A 17583-nucleotide genomic window follows, 5' to 3' on the forward strand; every position below is an offset into this window, starting at 1 on the left:
TAATCTGACCAATGTCAATATCAGCGAGCGGCTGCGGGAAATCGCGACGCTGAAAGTGTTGGGGTTCTACAATAAGGAAGTCAACACCTATGTGTATAAAGAGAACGTCATTCTGACGCTGATCGGCGCTCTTGTCGGTTTGGGACTTGGCAAGATTCTGCATTTAACGATCATGGTCGTCGTCGAGCTGGACAACATCATGTTCGGCCGTGTCATTCTGCCGCAGAGCTATGGGATATCCGTCATCATCACGGTGATGTTCGCCGTGATCGTCAATCAGGTGATGAAATCCAAGCTGCGCGCGATTCCGATGGTGGAATCGCTGAAATCGGTCGAATGATGAACGCCTGGGTGTATATTCTGGAATGTGCGGACGGCAGCTATTACACCGGCTGGACCAATAACGTTGAAAAACGTTTTCAGGCTCACTGCACCGGCCGGGGCGCGAAATATACCCGCGCGCATCCGCCGCTGAAAATCGTTTATGTGAAAGGCTTTGAAGACAAATCCGCGGCAATGAAACACGAAGCCGCGATCAAGCGGCTGACGCGGGCGCAGAAGACGGCGCTGATTGCGGAAACCGCCCCGGTAAAAATGAAAAAGACGACTCCCAATGCCGCTTCCTGAGGCTTGGGAGTTTGTTTTTCAAAGGGTGAAGGAAGCGCGGAAGGATCTGTAAATCAATTTGATAATATTTTGACAATTAATGTGAAATGTTTAGCAAATAAACTGGAAAACCTCGGAAAAAGGATTATAATGAAGGCAGAAAGAGGATCTTCCTTAAGAAGATCGCAAAGGAGGAGTTTTGATGAAACAGGTCATGTACGGAATTAAAATCGTGGATGTTAACGATTTTGGCGGTTGGATTGGCTACGAGCCGGTCAAGCAGGAAATGGCAGACGTCCTGAATCATCATCTGTACCTGTTTTTCCAAAATGAATATCATATCCGTCAGTTTGCGGAGGGCCGCAAGTTTGTGATCAATGTAAACGACGAGGATTTCCAAAAAGTCATCGGCAACGCTAAAATCTTAAAAGCAGTTGTGGAAATCGGCACGCCGTTAAGTATGAATGGTTATGTGATCAGCGCTCCGGCTTATGCCCGCAACGTTGTAAAACCGCTGAGCCGGCTGACGCATTTTGTGCCGGAGGAAAAGATTTACACGTTTGCGGATGAGGAATACAAAACACAGAAAACCGACTTCAATTACATTACTGATCTGATGCGCCGGACATCAATCGAACAGGTCAACCAGTTGATCGGCGGGATTTCTTTCGTCAACCAGAATCTGCTTTATCATTACCCGCATTATTTCATTCTGGGCGACGATCAGATTCAGATTCAGGACGACGATTACCAGATCGCGGGTGCTTAAGAGAATGAGCGGATTTTCCTCGATGAGGAAGTCCGCTTTTCATATTCAGCCCCGCTGGAAAAGCGGAAACAATTCGGCGATTGTTCGGATTTGAAAGATCGCGGGCATATTGGTTGCGGATTCAGACAATCCTTAGTACAATAGGCTCATCAAGTCAAAAGGAGGACTGTTGAATGAAAATTTTACGATGCAACCACTGCGGAAATACAACCTATGTTCTGCACGATTCATATGTACCGATGATCTGCTGCGGCGAGGAAATGCACGAGCTGATCGCCAACACCACGGAAGCGGCGCTGGAGAAACATCTGCCGGCGGTCACCATGAACGAAGGCAAAATCGAAGTCGTTGTCGGCAGCGTTGAACATCCGATGACCGACGCCCATTATATCGAATGGATCCTGCTGGAAACGGACAAAGGCGTACAGATTCGCCACCTGACTCCCGCAGATGCGCCGAAGGCGGTCTTTGAGATCGGTGAAGGCAAACCGCTGGCGGTTTACGAATACTGCAATCTGCATGGTCTGTGGAAGACTGAACTGTAAAAATCATGAAGGAATCGCTCCCGGCCGGGAGCTTTTTCTTTGTTTTGGCGTCAGCCATATTTCCCCGGTTGGGAAAACCTCAAAAAATGGCGGCATTTGTCTTAAACTATTCTATGCTTTACGCAAAAACTGTGATAAAATTGTAAAGGTTAACATTTAATGAGGTGAACAAATGGCGAAAGAGGTATTTACATTCGACTTATGCGGCCGCAATCTGACGATTGAAACCGGAGAAATCGCAAAACAGGCAGGTGGAGCTGTCGTAGTCCGTTACCAAGATACAGTAGTGTTGTCAACCGCTACTGCCAACCATACTCCGAAAGATTCAGACTTCTTCCCGCTGACGGTCAGCTTTGAAGAAAAGTTGTATTCCGTCGGTAAGATTCCAGGCGGTTTTTTACGCCGCGAGGGCCGGCCGAGCGAACATGCGACGCTGACCGCGCGGATGATCGACCGTCCGATCCGTCCGCTGTTTGCGGAAGGCTTCCGCAACGAAGTTCAGGTCGTCAACACGGTATTGTCCGTCGATCAGGACTGCTCGGCGGAAATGGCCGCCATGTTCGGCGCTTCCTGTGCGCTGTGCATTTCTGACATTCCGTTCAACGGTCCGATCGCCGGCGTTATCGTCGGCCGTGTGGACGGCAAGTTCGTGATCAATCCTTCCGTTGAGGAATCAGAAAAGTCGGATATTCATCTGACGGTTGCCGGAACCAAGGACGCGATCAACATGGTCGAAGCCGGAGCGAAGGAAGTCAGCGAAGAAGAGATGATCGACGCACTGATGTTCGGTCACGATCACATCAAGATGCTTTGCGAATTCCAAGAACAGATTATCGCGAAGTGTGCGAAGCCGAAGATGGAAATCAAGCTGGACGTCGTGCCGGAAGAAATCAAGGCTGAAATCGACGAATTGGCGAAAGCGCGTCTGATCGAAGCGGTTTCGATTAAGCTGAAGCTGGAACGCTACGGCAAGATCGACGAGATTACCGACGAGATGGCAGCGCTGTTCGAGGCTCGCGAATACGCAAGCGAAAAACTGAAAGACAAAACGGTCAAGCAGGTCCGCGCGTACTGCACGGAAATCGTGGCCAACGAAGTCCGGCGTTTAATTTCCGAAGAAAAGATCCGCCCGGACGGCCGCGCTGTCGATGAACTGCGTCCATTGAACTCGCAGGTTGATCTGCTTCCGCGCGTGCATGGCTCGGCGATGTTTACCCGCGGTGAAACGCAGGTTATGTCAGCTTGTACCTTAGGCGCGCTGGGCGACAATCAGATCATCGACGATCTGACGGAAATTGAAACCAAGCGCTTTATGCATCACTATAACTTCCCGCCGTATTCTGTCGGGGAAACAGGCCGTATGGGTTCTCCGGGACGGCGTGAAATCGGTCACGGCGCGCTGGGTGAGAGAGCGTTGTCGGCGGTCATTCCCAGCGAGGAAGAATTCCCATACACCATCCGTTTAGTCGCGGAAGTTTTGGAATCCAACGGTTCCTCCTCCCAGGCTTCAATCTGCGCCGGGACGATGGCACTGATGTCCGCGGGCGTTCCGATCAAGGCGCCGGTGGCCGGCGTGGCGATGGGGCTGATCAAGACCAGCGACGAGCATTACACCGTATTAACGGATATCCAGGGTATGGAAGACCACTATGGCGATATGGACTTCAAGGTTGCGGGGACGCCGAAGGGCATCACCGCCCTTCAGATGGACATCAAGATCGACGGCATCAACCGTGCGATCCTGGAGGAAGCGCTGGCGCAGGCCAAGAAAGGCCGCGCTGAAATCATGGCGAACATGATGGCGGCGATCAGCGAACCTCGTCCGGAAGTCAGCCCGTACGCGCCGAAGATGTACCGCATGATGATTCCGGTGGATAAGATCCGTGAAGTCATCGGCACGGGCGGCAAGATGATCAACCAGATCATCGCGGACTGCGATAACGTCAAGATCGATATTGAAGACGACGGTTCAGTGGTCATCTATCACAGCGATAAGAACGCGATCATGAAGGCGGCGGAAACGATCAATCAGATTCTCCGCGAAGCCAAGGTCGGTGAAATCTATGACGGCAAGGTTGTCCGGTTGGAGAAGTTCGGCGCGTTTGTTGAACTGTTCCCGGGAACCGACGGTCTGCTTCATGTATCGAAGATCGATTACAAGCGGGTTGAAAAGCCGGAAGACGTGCTGAAACTGGGCGACGTCATCAAGGTTATCGTCACGGAGATCGATGAGAAAGGCCGCGTTAATGTTTCCCATCGCGACTTGATGGAAAAGCCGGAAGGCTGGGACGAAGAACAGCGGGCGAAACGGGCTGCGCGCGAACGCCGGGACGGCGAGAAACGCGTGTTCCGGAAGCGAGAACAATAAGCTGACAGCGGGTCAAATCTGATCCGCTGTTTTATTCCAAAGGAGGATTCGACAATGAGAATGCGTAAAAAATCCTGGGCTGAACCCTTTTTAAAGGAAAACTCAGATTTCGTTATCGAAAAGCCGGAAGTTCGGGCCGGCCGCTGGCATGAACTGCTGGGCTGCACGCGCCTGCGGGTGGAGATCGGCAGCGGGAAGGGCGATTATTTCACCAAAATGGCGGCGATGAACCCGGAAGAGGGCTGGATCGGCATTGAAAAAGAACATAACGTCGCTGCGGTCGCCGTAAAAAAAGCGCTCGCTCAGCCGCACGAACACATGGCGTTCATCGCTCAGGACGCCGATCAGATCAGCACCTGGTTTGCCCCCGGGGAGATCGACGTCATCCATTTGAACTTTTCCGATCCGTGGCCGAAAAGCGGATATGCGAAGCGGCGGCTGTCGCATGCCCGGTTTCTAAAACAATATGAGACGCTGCTGAATGAAAACGGTCAGGTGATCATGAAAACCGACAATCCGAAGCTGTTTGAGTTTTCCCTGACAGAATTTTCCAAAGAGAACTGGCTGTTGTGCGAGGTGAGCGTCGATTTCCGCCGTCTGCCCCATCCGGAAGACGCGATTACGGAATACGAACAGAAATTTATGGATCTGGGCCAGCCGATTTACCGCGCAGTTTGGCAGAAGAAAGCCATTTAAAAAAACCGGAAAACATGATAGAATAAACAAAACGAAGGGAGGACTTTCATGCGTAAAATAACTCTGCTTCTGTTTTGCCTGTGTCTATGCGGATGCAGCGCTCAGGGCAGTCTCGATGGCCGGCTGCAGGCGGCTTGTACGCAAGCCAGCGCACTGACGATCAATGTTCACGCCGATAACGTAAAGGATCTGTATAGTTATTATGTTGAACCGGGCGTGGGCCGGCGGAACTCGACAGCTTCCTCCAACGTCTTCGTTCTGGATAACCAGGAATTTATTATGAACCTGAATATCGCTGAAATCGTCAACGTTAAGCTTTACGATCAAACCCAGAGCGTGACGCTGCCGCAGGGCGAGCGTTGGCTGAGCGTCAGCGAGGGCGAGTTTGCCGACGTCCAGGGGCGGACGCAGAAGTATGCCGCAGGTCTCATGGCGGCGGCGAACGGACAGGTGATGGTGATGGTGAAAACGCTGTATTTCACCTTTACCGGGTTAAGCAATGAAACCGGCGCTCCGGCGCTGGCGGGAGAAATGATCAAGATCGCCCGCACGGCTACGGTCGATGAGGACGCGGTGCTTAAGGCTTATTCATCCCGGACAAAAATCAGTTATGTGAAAGAGAATCTGAATTTATTTGAAGATGAAATTCCGGAGAACGGCCGGCTGGAAGAAATGATGCCGAACAAACCGGTGCATACCGGCGGTGATATCGACCAGAGCGGCGAAACCTTCGACGATGGCACCAGTGCCGACGATCTGCCGCTGAATGAAAACGACGACGATATCCAGACGCCGTCGGAGAGCGAATAGGCAACAATTTCCGCAAGGATGAATACAATGAAAAGGCAGGATGATCCCGTATGATAAAAAAATTAATGTCGTTGATTTTTGAAGAAGAAGTCGTAGACGAGGTTGAGGAAGAACCGGTTCCGGTTCGCCGCAGCAATCCGGCTAAAGCGCCGGTCCAGCCTGAGGTCAAGGCGGCAGTTCCGCTTCCGCAGGAAGTCAAGGCGGTTTATCTGGACACCAAAAAAGAGAAAGAAAAGGAGCCGGCAGTGAAGAAGGAGCCTTCCAGCAAGCTGGGTAAAATGACGATTGCGGAAGATAAACCTGTAAAAAAGAAGCCGGTCCGGGTAGAACCGAAGGAAGATTATGAATTCACACCGGTGATTTCGCCGATTTTCGGTGTGCTTGGAGAAAAGAGCCAGCCGGCCAAGACGCCGGCGGTAAAGAAGGTCAGCCCGGTGAAGAGTTCACTGGGCACTGTGATTTCGCCGATTTACGGTATGGATAAGCCGCAGGAAGACAAGGTTGAGGAAATTCCGGAACGCCTGGACAAACCCGCGGCGGCCGTCAAAGAAGAACCGCTGCTCAATGTGTCGCTCGATGAGCTGCTTCAGAAGCCGCAGGAAGCTGTAGCGGGCGTCAAGGGAGATGAGGAAGGGTCTGATAAAACGGTCGTTTCGCAGAATCTGAGCTTGTTTGACGACGATCTGAATTCATAGAGAGGGTGTTGTTATGGTCTTTTTTATCGGCATCAAGGGTACGGGCATGGCGGCGCTGGCCTGCATTCTCAACGATTTAGGCATGGAAGTTTCCGGCTCGGATTTGACGAAGCACTTCTTTACGGAGGATCCGCTCATCGAACGGCATATTCCGATCCTGCCGTTTGATCCGGCGAACATTCGCGACGGGATGACGGTCATTATCGGCAACGCCTTCAAAGAAGATTTTCCGGAAGTGGCGGCCGCCCGGTCCAATCCGAAGGTGACGTGCTATCGGTATCATGAGTATTTAGGCGCGTTGATGAAGGACTATACGAGCCTGTGCGTGGCGGGCAGCCATGGCAAGACAACGACGACCGGGATGCTGGCGGCCATGATGGACGAAATTGCGCCGACCGGGCATCTGATCGGCGACGGGTCCGGGGAAATTCATCCGGACAGCCAATATCTGGCGGTGGAGGCCTGCGAGTACCGGCGGCACTTTCTGGCGTATCATCCGGATTACGCGGTCATTACCAACGCTGATCTGGATCACGTCGATTATTTTAAAACCGAAGCTGATTACGCGAAAGCGTATGAGGAATTTGCCAGTCAGGTGAAGAAAGGTCTGGTTTTGTTCGGCGATGATCCGAAGGTCAGAGCGCTGCGGATCGATCCGAAGGTGACGCATTATTATTACGGCGTTGACGACGGCAATGATTTCCAGGCGGTCAACATCGTGGAAACCAGCGAGGATATGCACTTCGACGTGCTGTTTCAAGGCAAGCCGCAGGGACATTTTGATCTGCCGTTTGTCGGCCGGCATCTGTTATGGAACAGCCTCGGCGTGATTGCGCTGGGACTGCTGGAGGGCTATACCGCCGAACAGATCGAACCCGGATTGGCGTCGTTTAAGGGGACAAAACGCCGCTTCACCATTGAGAAGCATGGCGAGAACGTCTTTGTCGATGACTATGCTCATCATCCGACCGAGGTTTCGATTACCATCGACGCCGCCCGTAAACGGTTCCCGGGCAAAAAGCTGATCGCGATCTTTAAACCGCATCGTGTATCCCGTGTTTTCCATTTTGCCGATGATTTCGCCGCGGCTTTAAAGAAAGCGGACGAAGTCTATCTGTGCGATTTTACGAGCATTGACGACAAGGAAGACGGGATCGATATTGATATTACCTATCTTCAAGAGCGGATTCCAGGCTCTAAAATTTTAAGCGAAGACGAACAGGGAGCGGCCGAATTAGCCGCGCTGGCGCCGGCAGTTTATCTGTTCATGTCCAGCAAGGACATCTACGGCTTAAGCGGACTGGTCAAACAGAAGCTGTAATAAAATTTGATGAACGAACAAATCAGGAGTGTTTAGCCATGGCAATACGCTCCTGATTTTTTTGCGTTTGTTTCCTGCGATGAGAAGGAAATGTAAAAAGGTGAGGAAAATAGCCGGTTTTGAGGATTGGCTGGAAACTGAGAGGCTTGCCCGCGAGTCAGAACGGAATTTCCTGTTTTTTGACAATTGTTCGGTTTTGACTAAAATCATGACATATTTTTCGGCCTGTCGGAATTTTATACAGCCTGTTTGGGGTGTCTATGGCCGGGGCGGACAAGAAGAAGTATGCTAAGAACGGTTAGAAAAAGAGAAACAGGAGGAATAAAAATTATGTATTACAGCAATGGCAACTACGAAGCGTTCGCGCATCCGCGCAAGCCGGAAGGCGTTGACAACAAGTCCGCATATCTGGTCGGCTCCGGACTGGCGGCGCTGTCCGCGGCGTGTTTCTTAGTTCGTGACGGACAGATGAAGGGCGAACACATCCATATCCTGGAGGAAGGGAAGCTGCCCGGCGGCGCCTGCGACGGCATTAAGGATCCGCAGAAAGGTTTCATCATCCGCGGCGGCCGGGAAATGGAAAATCACTTTGAATGTTTGTGGGATCTGTTCCGTTCGATTCCGTCTTTAGAAACGGAAGGCGTTTCCGTACTGGACGAATACTACTGGCTGAACAAAGATGACCCGAACTATTCGCTGATGCGCGCGACGATCAACCGCGGCGAAGATGCGCATACCGACGGCAAATTCGGTCTGAGCGACAAAGCGGCGATGGAGATCATGAAGCTGTTCTTTACGAAGGACGAGGATCTCTATGATAAAAAGATTACCGACGTCTTCGATGACGAATTCTTCTCCAGCAATTTCTGGCTGTACTGGCGCACGATGTTCGCGTTTGAGGACTGGCATTCAGCTCTGGAAATGAAGCTGTATATCCAGCGCTTCATCCATCACGTCGGCGGCCTGCCGGATTTTTCCGCGCTGAAATTCACGAAGTACAATCAGTACGAATCCCTGATTCTGCCGATGGTAAACTATCTGGAAGAGCATCACGTGCAGTTTGAATATGATACGCGCGTGACCAATGTTGAATTTGAAATCACCGGAGAGAAGAAGGTGGCCCGCCGGATCGTCTGTGTCCGGGAAGGGCAGGAAACTACGATTCCGCTGACGGAAAACGATCTTGTCTTCGTGACCAACGGCAGCTGCACGGAAAATTCCTCGTTGGGCGACAACGATCACGCGCCGCAGTTTAACGATCAAAATGGCGGATGCTGGCAGCTGTGGCGAAACATCGCGGCGCAGGATCCGGCGTTTGGCCATCCGGATAAATTCTGCACGCAGACCGATAAGACTTATTGGGAATCCGCGACGGTCACCACGCTGGACGACCGCATTCCGCCGTATATCCAGAAGATCTGCAAGCGTGATCCGTTCAGCGGCAAGGTCGTGACCGGCGGCATCATCACGGTCAAGGATTCCAACTGGCTGATGAGCTACACGCTGAACCGCCAGCCGCATTTCAAGGATCAGCCGAAGGATCAGCTGGTCGTCTGGGTTTACGGCCTGTTCGGCGATGTGCCGGGCAACTACGTAAAAAAGCCGATGCGCGAGTGCACCGGTACGGAAATCACCGAGGAATGGCTGTACCATCTGGGAGTGCCGGAGGATCAGATTCATGACATGGCCGTCAATTCCGCCCGCTGCATCCCCTGCATGATGCCGTATATCACCGCCTTCTTCATGCCGCGCACCGCGGGCGACCGGCCGAAGGTTGTACCGGAGGGCTGCGTGAACTTCGCGTTCATTGGCCAGTTTGCCGATACTGTCCGCGACACGGTGTTCACGACGGAATATTCCGTCCGGACCGGCATGGAAGCCGTTTATACGCTCTTAGACGTCGACCGCGGCGTGCCGGAGGTCTTCAATTCGGTCTATGACGTCCGTGTGCTGATGGATTCAACCTATAAGATGCTGGACGGGCGCAAGCTGGAAGACATCAAGGTGCCGTGGCTGGTTCACTGGATTGAAAAGAAGGGCCTGAAAAAGATCCAGGGCACGGTGATTGAGGAACTGCTGCAAGAATATCATCTGATTTAAATCATTTCGCAACCGCAAATAAGATCCTGATTCCAACGAGTCAGGATCTTTAATCTTAATCCTGACCGGGTTAAGAAAGTTATAAAATTAAACAAAGTGGAGAAGAAAATCTACTCCTGAAAAAGTTTCGCCGAATCTTCACATTCCAGAATTTCTGCGGAAACAGCAGAAAAGCCTTTTGTTTCCAGCTTTTCCCAACGGGTTCAAAGGTTTCTGAAGATTCGGATGGTTAAGCGCTATCAAATTTATTGAAAATCTTTTCATAATTGAGTATAATACAATTGAGGTGATTTTGATGGACGAATTATTGGCGGCCATGTATAAAGTTTCAGTACAGCTGGTCCCGATTCTGGGGGTCGCTGTACTTTGTTTTCTTATTTATTTATTGCGCCATTGCGTCACATTTATTAAGGAATTAACGGTCATGGTTCAGAAGGCCGGTTCCGCGATGGAGGGGGTAGACAAAAGCATTGACAAGCTTCAGGCGCCCTTGGACACAGTGGTCCGGTTATCGGGAACGATTGACCAAGTTCAGGAAAGTGCTGTGGGAGCTGTCAAAAATATGGCTGGTTTTATGGCCGGGAATCTCGACAGCGCCAAGGAGGCGGCCGCCGCGCGCACGGCGAAGAAGAAGCCGGCGCCGCAGCCGGAACCGGCGGCGGTAACCCCTGCGGAAAGCGAAGAACCTAAAACTCAGAGTGAAGGAGGAACAGAACATGAGTGATGAAAACAAAAGAGTAGACGAAGAAGTAGAAAAAACGGTGGAAGATCTGAAAAAACAGATCGAAGAAATCAACCGCGAAGCGGAAGATGCCGGCAGTCAGCAGTCGTCGGAAGTCAAGGAAAAGATCGAAGCGGCGGCGAAGAAAGCGATTGAGATTCTGAATCAGGGAATCGATCAGCTGAAGTTGTTGACAGCTCAGGTTCAGGACAGCGATACCTACCGCAAAACGATGAGCCAGGTGAAAGCTACGACGGATAAAGCAGTCGCGGAATCCCGGCGGCTGTTCCATGAGATCAAGACGGATCCGAAGCTGAATAAGGCTGTGGAAGAGATTAAGAAGTCAGTCAGCGACGTCGGTGAGAAAGTGTCCGGCTGTGTTAAAAGCGGCTTGGACGAGCTGAAAAGCAATGAAGATCTGATGGAAAAAGTCGATCAGATCAAGGACGGCACGGCGGCTTTGGTCGAAAAAGGCCAGCGCGCGGTGAAGGATTTTACAAGCAAGCCGGAAGTGCAGCAGAATATTGAAAAAGCCAAGGATGTGACGATCGACGTTGCAGAAAAGACGGTCGACGCCTTGAAAAACTGGTTAAGACCGCAGCCGGCCGCGGAGGCTGAGCCGGAAGCCAAACCGGAAAACGAAGAAGAAAAGGAGAACAGTGCAGAGCATGAAGAGAGTAACAATCTATGATGTAGCCAACGAAGCCGGCGTTTCCCTCGCCACGGTATCCCGCGTCATCAACGGGAGCAACGTCGTTAAGGGCGGAACGAAGCAAAAGGTCGAGGAAGCGATTGAAAAACTGGGCTACAAGCCGAACGCGATTGCGCAGGGGCTGGCTCTGCAGAAAACGACGACGATCGCGCTGGTGATCCCGGAGGCTAGTTTTACCTATACGGGTCAGATCATCAACGGGCTGCTGGACGTTGCGAAAATCTATAAATACAACATCATGCTTCACACGACGACTGAAGGCATCAACGAGATCAACGATATCATTGAGAATATCATTAAGTCCCGGGTTGACGGCGTCGTCATTTATAATGATAAGCTGATGCGTGAAGAACTGAATACGCTGACCAAATATAACGTTCCGATCGTGATTATCGGCAACAAGGTATCCGATGCCAAGATCAGCTCGGTCTACGTCGATATTGAGAACGCCGTTTACGAGCTGGTCATGAAGTATTTAGAGGGCGGCAAGCGCGACATCGCAATCATTCAGGACCGGAAGAACGGGTATTCCATCGATCAGATGATCAATGGGGCGAAGAAAGCCTACGCAACCAAAGGACTGGAATTCAACGGCTATCTGGAGATTCCGGGCCAGTACCGCACGTCTTATGATTTCATGAAGGATTATCTGCAGGATCACAAACATGATCTGATTATTGCCAACCGGGATTCGCAGGCCATTGCGGTCGTCAACGCGGCGAAGGAAAACGGCATCGACATTCCGAAGGAAATGGAAATTGTCTGCGTCATCGACACGAAATACAATTCGATGATGCGGCCGCAGATTTCCAGCTTCGCCATTCCGTCCTATGATTTAGGCGCGGTTTCGATGCGCGTCATGACGAAGATGCTGCAGGAAAATACCGACGATATCGACAAAGAAATTGAATTGAGCTATCTGTTTACGCCGCGGCAGTCGACTTTGTGATTGACATCTTCACCGGTCTGCGGCTATAATAGCTCTAACAGGCTGGGAAGAGAAAGAGTAGCCTTGGAATGCTTGAAGAGAGCCTTTGGGTGGTGCGAAAAGGCAGCAGGAAAAGGGGAATACACCTCGGAGCCTCCTATGGCAAAGATAGGACGCGGACTTCGGCGTTATGAAGAAGAGCATATCCTGACAACAAGGGATATGAATTAAGGTGGTACCGCGCAAAGACGTCCTTATTGGGGCGTCTTTTTATTTCGAAGGAGGAAAAAATCAAATGGGTATCTATGAAGAACTGGAATGGCGGGGGTTGATCAAGGATGTCAGCTCGCCGGAGTTGCGGGAGAAATTAAACGCCGGCGGCATGACGTTTTATATCGGGACGGATCCGACCGGGGATAGTCTGCATATCGGGCATTTCTCGTCGTTTCTCATCAGCAAGCGCCTAAAAGACGCCGGACACAATCCGATCTTGTTAGTCGGCGGCGGCACTGGGCTGATCGGCGATCCGAAGCCGGATGCGGAACGGCCGATGGTCACGAAAGAAGAAGTTAATCACAACTATGAATGCCTGAAAAAGCAGGCGGAGAAGGTTTTCGGCTTTGAGGTCGTCAACAACTATGATTGGTACAAGGATATCAACTTCATTGACTTCCTGCGGGATTATGGGAAATACTTTAATATCAATTACATGCTGAACAAGGATATCGTGCGCCGCCGTCTGGACGCCGGCATCACCTATACCGAGTTCTCATACATGTTGATGCAGGCGATGGATTTCTGGTGGCTGCATGAAAACAAGGGCTGCACGCTGCAGGTAGCCGGTCAGGATCAGTGGGGCAACATCACGGCCGGGATTGAGCTGATCCGCAAGAAAACGGGAAAGGAAGCCTATGGCTTTACGATGCCGTTGCTGACTAAGTCGGACGGCACGAAATTCGGCAAGACTAACGGTCATGCGATCTGGCTGGATATCAACAAGACGTCGGCTTATGAAATGTACCAGTTCTTCATCAACTCCGAGGATAACAAGGTCATTGATTACCTGAAATTTTTGACCTTCTTAAGCCGGGAGGAAATCGAAGCGCTGGAAGAAAAGAACCGGACGGAACCGCATCTGCGTGAAGCGCATAAGACGCTGGCGAAGGAAGTCATTACGTTCATTCATGGCGAAGAAGCGTACAACACCGCGATTAAAATCGCGCAGACGCTGTTCGGCGGCAACCTCAAGGATCTGACCGTGGAGGAGCTGAAGCAGGGCATTTCCGATATGCCGCGGTTTACGATCGAGGACAAGCAGCCGTTACTCGACGTGCTGGTGGCGACCGGCATTGCGAAAAGCAAGCGCGAAGGCCGCGAGTGGATCGCCGGCGGGTCGATCCAGGTCAACGGCGAAAAGGTCACGGATCCGATGACGCCGGTCTGCCGCAGTGAAGCGTTTAATCAGGAATTCACGATTCTGCGCAAAGGCAAGAAGAACTATTTCGTCTGCGATTTCCAATAAGCTGATCATCGAAACGATTTGAATCGCTTTATCGTTGAAGTTGGCTTAGTGTAAAAGAAAGCGTTTCGACTGGAAAAAATAAATTGTAAGATCAGGAAGGGTTTGTTTCCCTCGGCAAGGACCGAAGGGACAGGAACCCTTCTTTTTTTTCGTCATAGAATGGGATACAAGAGGAGGTGCATCCATGAAAGCGGTCGTGTTTGTGAATGACCAGCGAATGGAAATTATCATTCAGCGTTTACGGTCGGCCGGGATTCAGGTCCAGGAAGGCCGGTGTGAAAAAGACATGGAACAGATCGAACGGATGGCGAACAAAATGGATCTGGTGATTCTGCCGATCCAGGGGGTCAGCGACGACGGGTTTATCGAACTCAAAAAACGAGGGTATTGCATGAAGGATTTCTTTGCGTCGCTGCGCAAGGAAACGTTGATTTTTACGGGAGTGATCACGCCGTACATTAAGAAGCTGCCGCAGACAGTGATCTCGCTTCTGGCGCGGGAGGAGGTCGTCGCAGCCAATGCAGCGCTGACGGCTGAGGGAATTTTAGCGATGGTGATCCAGAATACGCCGCGCTCGCTGCCGGAGTATTGTTATGACGTGATCGGCTTCGGCCATTGCGGCCGGGCGATTGCCGGGCTGTTTCACCAGCTGGGGCTGGAAGTCAGGATTGTATCCGCGCATGCGCATCCCGAATCCGCACAGCTGCCGTACAGTTTTATCCGGCTGCAGGAATGGCAGTTTCAACAGCCGTGGCCGGTCGTGATCAACACCGCGCCGGCGGAGGTGATCAGCGAGGCGATGGTGGCCGGCTGGCAGACACAGCCGCTGATCATCGATATCGCTTCGCGGGCGGTCGGCGTCAGCGAACGCGTATACAAACGCAAGGACACGCATGTCATCGCGGCTCCGCCGCTGCCGGGGATTGTAGCCTGGCAGAGCGCAGGCGAAATCTTGGCTGACGTGATTTTGAAAGAGGTGAAACGATGAAGCTTTTATGGGGGATGTGCGGTTCTTTCTGCAATCATGCCGCCGTCATTGAACAACTGACCGACATGGTTCAGCGCTGGCCGGTCACGATGATTGTCAGTGAGAATACGGCGCAGCTGGACACCCGGTTTGGAACGGCCAAGGAACGGTTAAGCCAGCTGGAAAGACTGACGGGCAAGCCGGTGATGACGACGCTGCAGGAAGCGGAGCGCACCGGTCCGATCGATCATTTCGATGCGATGGTCATCGCGCCGATGACGGCGACCGAGCTGAACAAATTGGCGCTGGGGATTTATGACACGCCGGTCACGCTGGCGGCCAAAGCTTTGCTTCGAAACGAGAAACCGCTGGTTCTGGGCATTGCGTCCAATGATTTCCTCGGCCTTTCCGGGGCGAATCTTCTGCGTCTGAAGCAGGTGCGGCATCTGTTTTTCGTACCGTTCGGGCAGGATGACTACGTGCGTAAACCGAACAGTCTGGTCAGTGACTGGCGTTTAATTGAAGCCACGCTGCAGGCGGCGCTGGAAGACCGCCAGATCCAACCATTGTTATTGGAAGGAAAGGGATCCCAATGAAGCTGGGCCATTGCATGACGGCGCTGATCACGCCGATGACGGACACCGGGGAGCTTGATTTAACGGCGTTAAGCAACCTTGTCGAGAAACTGATCGCGGAGGGCTGCGACGGGTTTGTCGTATGCGGAACAACGGCGGAAGCCAGTGCTTTGAGCCGGGAAGAAAAACAACAGGTACTGCGCTGCGTCCTGAAGCAAAGCGAAGGCCGGGTCTGCGTCTGGATGGGCTGCGGCACCAACAACACCGCAGAGACGCTGGACCTCATCCGCTGGGTCAATGCGGAACCGGTCGACGGAATCATGCTTGTGTGTCCGTATTATGTCCGGCCGTCCCAACAAGGACTGTATGCCCATTTCGCGGCGTGCGCCCGCGTCAGTGAGAAACCGCTCATGCTTTACAATGTACCCAAGCGTTCCGGCGTGGCCTTAAGCGCTGAAACCGTGATTCGTTTAGCTCAGGATTATCCCCAGATCCGGGCCTTAAAGCAGGCGTGCCATGACATGGAGATGGTGAAGGCGATCATGATGGCCAATGATCAGGTCCAGATTCTCAGCGGTGAGGACGGTTATTTTCTGGAAGGCTTGCGCGAGGGGATCAGCGGAATTGTTTCGGTCGCCGGTCATTGCGTGATGCCGATGATCGTCAAGATCTGGGAAGATTATCAATACGGCGTGGAGAATGTGGAGCTGGATCAGTTTCTCAAGCAGGTCAGCAACCAGATTTTCAAAGTTTCCTCACCTTCGGATATCAAAGCGATGCTTGCGCTGCAGGGGTGGTGCACAGACACGGTGCGGCTGCCGTTAGTGCCGCTGGATCCGATGGAAAAACAGGCGCTGCATGATTTTATGCAGCAGCACGCCCTGCTTTAGACAAATTTCGCCCAGGGGCTGCGGGTATGCTGAAGCAGGGTGAGAAACATGATCCAGGTGAAAGTGTTTGACGAGCAGCATGAGGATGACCTGACCGACAGCCTGAACGAATTTCTGGCGGAGCTGGATGAAAAGGACGTGTTGTCAGTCCAGTTAGCGACCTCGCATTTCTCTGTGATTCCCGAACAGCTGTACAGCTTCAGCGGAATGATCGTCTATCGGATAAAATCGGCGGAAGCGGGAAGCCTAAATGCGGGAGGCGATGACGATGAATAAGAACCGGATCGGGTGCAACGTCAAGACCTGCGTTTACAACACGCAGTGCGAATGCACCGCTGAAAAGATTGAAGTCGGCTGTGACGAATGTGTCCAGCCTTGCTGCGATCACGAAACGCTGTGCCGGACCTTTAAGAAAAAGGCCGAGCGCTAAAGCGAAGGGGAAACTGATTTCTTCTGCCGGCTGAAAACGCGGGGAAAGAAAGCAGTTTCTTTTTCTTTTCCCTTCCTGAAACACAGTGCGGAAGGCGGCGAAAGGGGAAAGGAACGTTAAAAAAGAAGGGGCGTCCGTCCGGCGGCTTAACCGCAAAGACCGGCTGCTTTGTCGCGGCGTTAGTTCTCCAATTAAAAACTGAATCCGGAAGAATTCAAGCGGTTTGATCGACGCGGGAGAAGAATTTTGGCGGCGTCCGGCACAAAAGCGGGAATTAATGCTTTTGTAAGCTTAACGTCTTATGTTATAATACTCTGGAGGTGTTGCTTATGCGCAGACAGATACTTTGCTTGATGGCCGCCGCTTTGTTGCTGATCAGCGGCTGTTCTAAAAAGGATCCAAACCAAATCAGTACGGAAAAAATGCAGCTGTATACTGCTTACTATAAATCCATTATGGAGATGGACCGATTTCAGGAAAAATCGGATTTTTATGATCTCGAAGTCGTTATGAACCAGCTTCCTGACGGGACTTACCGGTATTATGTGATTTTGGATAGTCCGCGGGTCGCCATGGTCGATGTAGAAATGCTGGTGGTCGACGCGGCTGTCGATTATTCCCAGACTTCAGTCATTGCGCCGTCGGTGGGTTTATTGGAAAATGAGGATTATTCGCTGATTCCGAATCAGGTTTATCCAGAGCTGGGCTATGTGAAGGGCTTGATGGCCAGCGGGGAAACGACTTCGCCAATCGTTTCTCTGAACGTAATGGTGTTGTGGAAGGACTATGCCAAATTGAAGGAAACCCGCGAATATCTGCAGCTGATGGGAGATTTTGAGAATCAAAACACAACCCCGGAAGCTGAACCGGAGCCGGAAGGCGCGCATGACGATCTTCCGACGGAGGACGAGGGCGACAGTGAGTAACC

20 protein-coding genes and 1 other annotated feature are annotated in these 17583 nt (G+C 51.9%); all 20 genes read left to right on the forward strand.

Annotated features, from left to right (window positions below):
- Window positions 1-340: FtsX-like permease family protein (locus HOLDEFILI_RS19865; RefSeq protein ID WP_006060252.1), on the forward strand; the 340-nt coding region annotated here is incomplete at its 5' end.
- Window positions 337-627, forward strand: a complete 291-nt coding sequence (locus tag HOLDEFILI_RS13165; RefSeq protein ID WP_006060253.1) for a GIY-YIG nuclease family protein — start codon at window positions 337-339, stop codon at window positions 625-627. The genes HOLDEFILI_RS19865 and HOLDEFILI_RS13165, both read left to right, overlap by 4 nt.
- A 181-nt stretch (window positions 628-808) precedes the next feature.
- On the forward strand, window positions 809-1375 hold the full coding sequence (locus tag HOLDEFILI_RS13170) for a hypothetical protein (RefSeq protein WP_006060255.1): 567 nt from the start codon (window positions 809-811) through the stop codon (window positions 1373-1375).
- A 173-nt stretch (window positions 1376-1548) separates the two neighbouring features.
- Complete coding sequence (locus tag HOLDEFILI_RS13175) at window positions 1549-1920, forward strand: desulfoferrodoxin family protein (protein WP_039865028.1); 372 nt, start codon at window positions 1549-1551, stop codon at window positions 1918-1920.
- Between the two features lie 172 nt (window positions 1921-2092).
- On the forward strand, window positions 2093-4288 hold the full coding sequence (gene pnp / locus HOLDEFILI_RS13180) for a polyribonucleotide nucleotidyltransferase (protein ID WP_006060258.1): 2196 nt from the start codon (window positions 2093-2095) through the stop codon (window positions 4286-4288).
- A 54-nt stretch (window positions 4289-4342) separates the two neighbouring features.
- Window positions 4343-4984: a tRNA (guanosine(46)-N7)-methyltransferase TrmB gene (trmB, locus tag HOLDEFILI_RS13185; RefSeq protein WP_006060259.1), complete on the forward strand. Its 642-nt coding sequence runs from the start codon at window positions 4343-4345 to the stop codon at window positions 4982-4984.
- Window positions 4985-5032: 48 nt separating this feature from the next.
- Complete coding sequence (locus HOLDEFILI_RS13190; protein WP_006060260.1) at window positions 5033-5794, forward strand: hypothetical protein; 762 nt, start codon at window positions 5033-5035, stop codon at window positions 5792-5794.
- Between the two features lie 50 nt (window positions 5795-5844).
- The gene (locus HOLDEFILI_RS13195) at window positions 5845-6489 is read left to right on the forward strand and encodes a hypothetical protein (protein ID WP_006060261.1); all 645 of its coding nucleotides are present in this window, start codon (window positions 5845-5847) and stop codon (window positions 6487-6489) included.
- Between the two features lie 13 nt (window positions 6490-6502).
- The gene (murC, locus tag HOLDEFILI_RS13200; protein ID WP_006060262.1) at window positions 6503-7810 is read left to right on the forward strand and encodes a UDP-N-acetylmuramate--L-alanine ligase; all 1308 of its coding nucleotides are present in this window, start codon (window positions 6503-6505) and stop codon (window positions 7808-7810) included.
- 330 nt (window positions 7811-8140) lie between these two features.
- Entirely contained in the window at window positions 8141-9910 is a 1770-nt protein-coding gene (locus HOLDEFILI_RS13205; RefSeq protein ID WP_039865029.1) for an oleate hydratase, read from the forward strand.
- A 295-nt stretch (window positions 9911-10205) separates the two neighbouring features.
- Complete coding sequence (locus tag HOLDEFILI_RS13210; RefSeq protein ID WP_006060266.1) at window positions 10206-10634, forward strand: hypothetical protein; 429 nt, start codon at window positions 10206-10208, stop codon at window positions 10632-10634.
- Complete coding sequence (locus HOLDEFILI_RS13215; RefSeq protein WP_006060267.1) at window positions 10627-11322, forward strand: hypothetical protein; 696 nt, start codon at window positions 10627-10629, stop codon at window positions 11320-11322. Before HOLDEFILI_RS13210 ends, HOLDEFILI_RS13215 begins: the two co-directional genes overlap by 8 nt.
- The gene (locus tag HOLDEFILI_RS13220; RefSeq protein WP_006060268.1) at window positions 11300-12292 is read left to right on the forward strand and encodes a LacI family DNA-binding transcriptional regulator; all 993 of its coding nucleotides are present in this window, start codon (window positions 11300-11302) and stop codon (window positions 12290-12292) included. The genes HOLDEFILI_RS13215 and HOLDEFILI_RS13220 overlap by 23 nt, the downstream gene beginning before the upstream one ends.
- A 35-nt stretch (window positions 12293-12327) precedes the next feature.
- Window positions 12328-12530 (forward strand) — a binding site (T-box leader).
- Window positions 12531-12566: 36 nt separating this feature from the next.
- Entirely contained in the window at window positions 12567-13793 is a 1227-nt protein-coding gene (gene tyrS / locus HOLDEFILI_RS13225) for a tyrosine--tRNA ligase (RefSeq protein ID WP_039865030.1), read from the forward strand.
- A gap of 184 nt (window positions 13794-13977) precedes the next feature.
- Window positions 13978-14781: a dipicolinate synthase subunit DpsA gene (locus HOLDEFILI_RS13230; protein ID WP_006060270.1), complete on the forward strand. Its 804-nt coding sequence runs from the start codon at window positions 13978-13980 to the stop codon at window positions 14779-14781.
- A complete protein-coding gene (locus tag HOLDEFILI_RS13235) occupies window positions 14778-15356 on the forward strand; it encodes a dipicolinate synthase subunit B (RefSeq protein WP_006060271.1) in 579 nt (192 codons plus the stop codon). Before HOLDEFILI_RS13230 ends, HOLDEFILI_RS13235 begins: the two co-directional genes overlap by 4 nt.
- Window positions 15353-16225, forward strand: coding sequence for a 4-hydroxy-tetrahydrodipicolinate synthase (dapA, locus tag HOLDEFILI_RS13240; RefSeq protein WP_006060272.1), 873 nt, complete (start codon window positions 15353-15355; stop codon window positions 16223-16225). Before HOLDEFILI_RS13235 ends, dapA begins: the two co-directional genes overlap by 4 nt.
- A gap of 48 nt (window positions 16226-16273) precedes the next feature.
- Complete coding sequence (locus tag HOLDEFILI_RS13245; protein WP_006060273.1) at window positions 16274-16501, forward strand: sporulation protein Cse60; 228 nt, start codon at window positions 16274-16276, stop codon at window positions 16499-16501.
- On the forward strand, window positions 16494-16655 hold the full coding sequence (locus HOLDEFILI_RS18920) for a DUF1540 domain-containing protein (RefSeq protein ID WP_006060274.1): 162 nt from the start codon (window positions 16494-16496) through the stop codon (window positions 16653-16655). Before HOLDEFILI_RS13245 ends, HOLDEFILI_RS18920 begins: the two co-directional genes overlap by 8 nt.
- 329 nt (window positions 16656-16984) lie before the next feature.
- Window positions 16985-17581 (forward strand): hypothetical protein, encoded by a 597-nt coding sequence (locus tag HOLDEFILI_RS13250; RefSeq protein WP_156788945.1) that lies wholly within the window; start codon window positions 16985-16987, stop codon window positions 17579-17581.
- Window positions 17582-17583: the final 2 nt, after the last annotated feature.

It is taken from the genome of Holdemania filiformis DSM 12042, from assembly GCF_000157995.1.
Lineage (GTDB): Bacteria > Bacillota_I > Bacilli_A > Erysipelotrichales > Erysipelotrichaceae > Holdemania > Holdemania filiformis.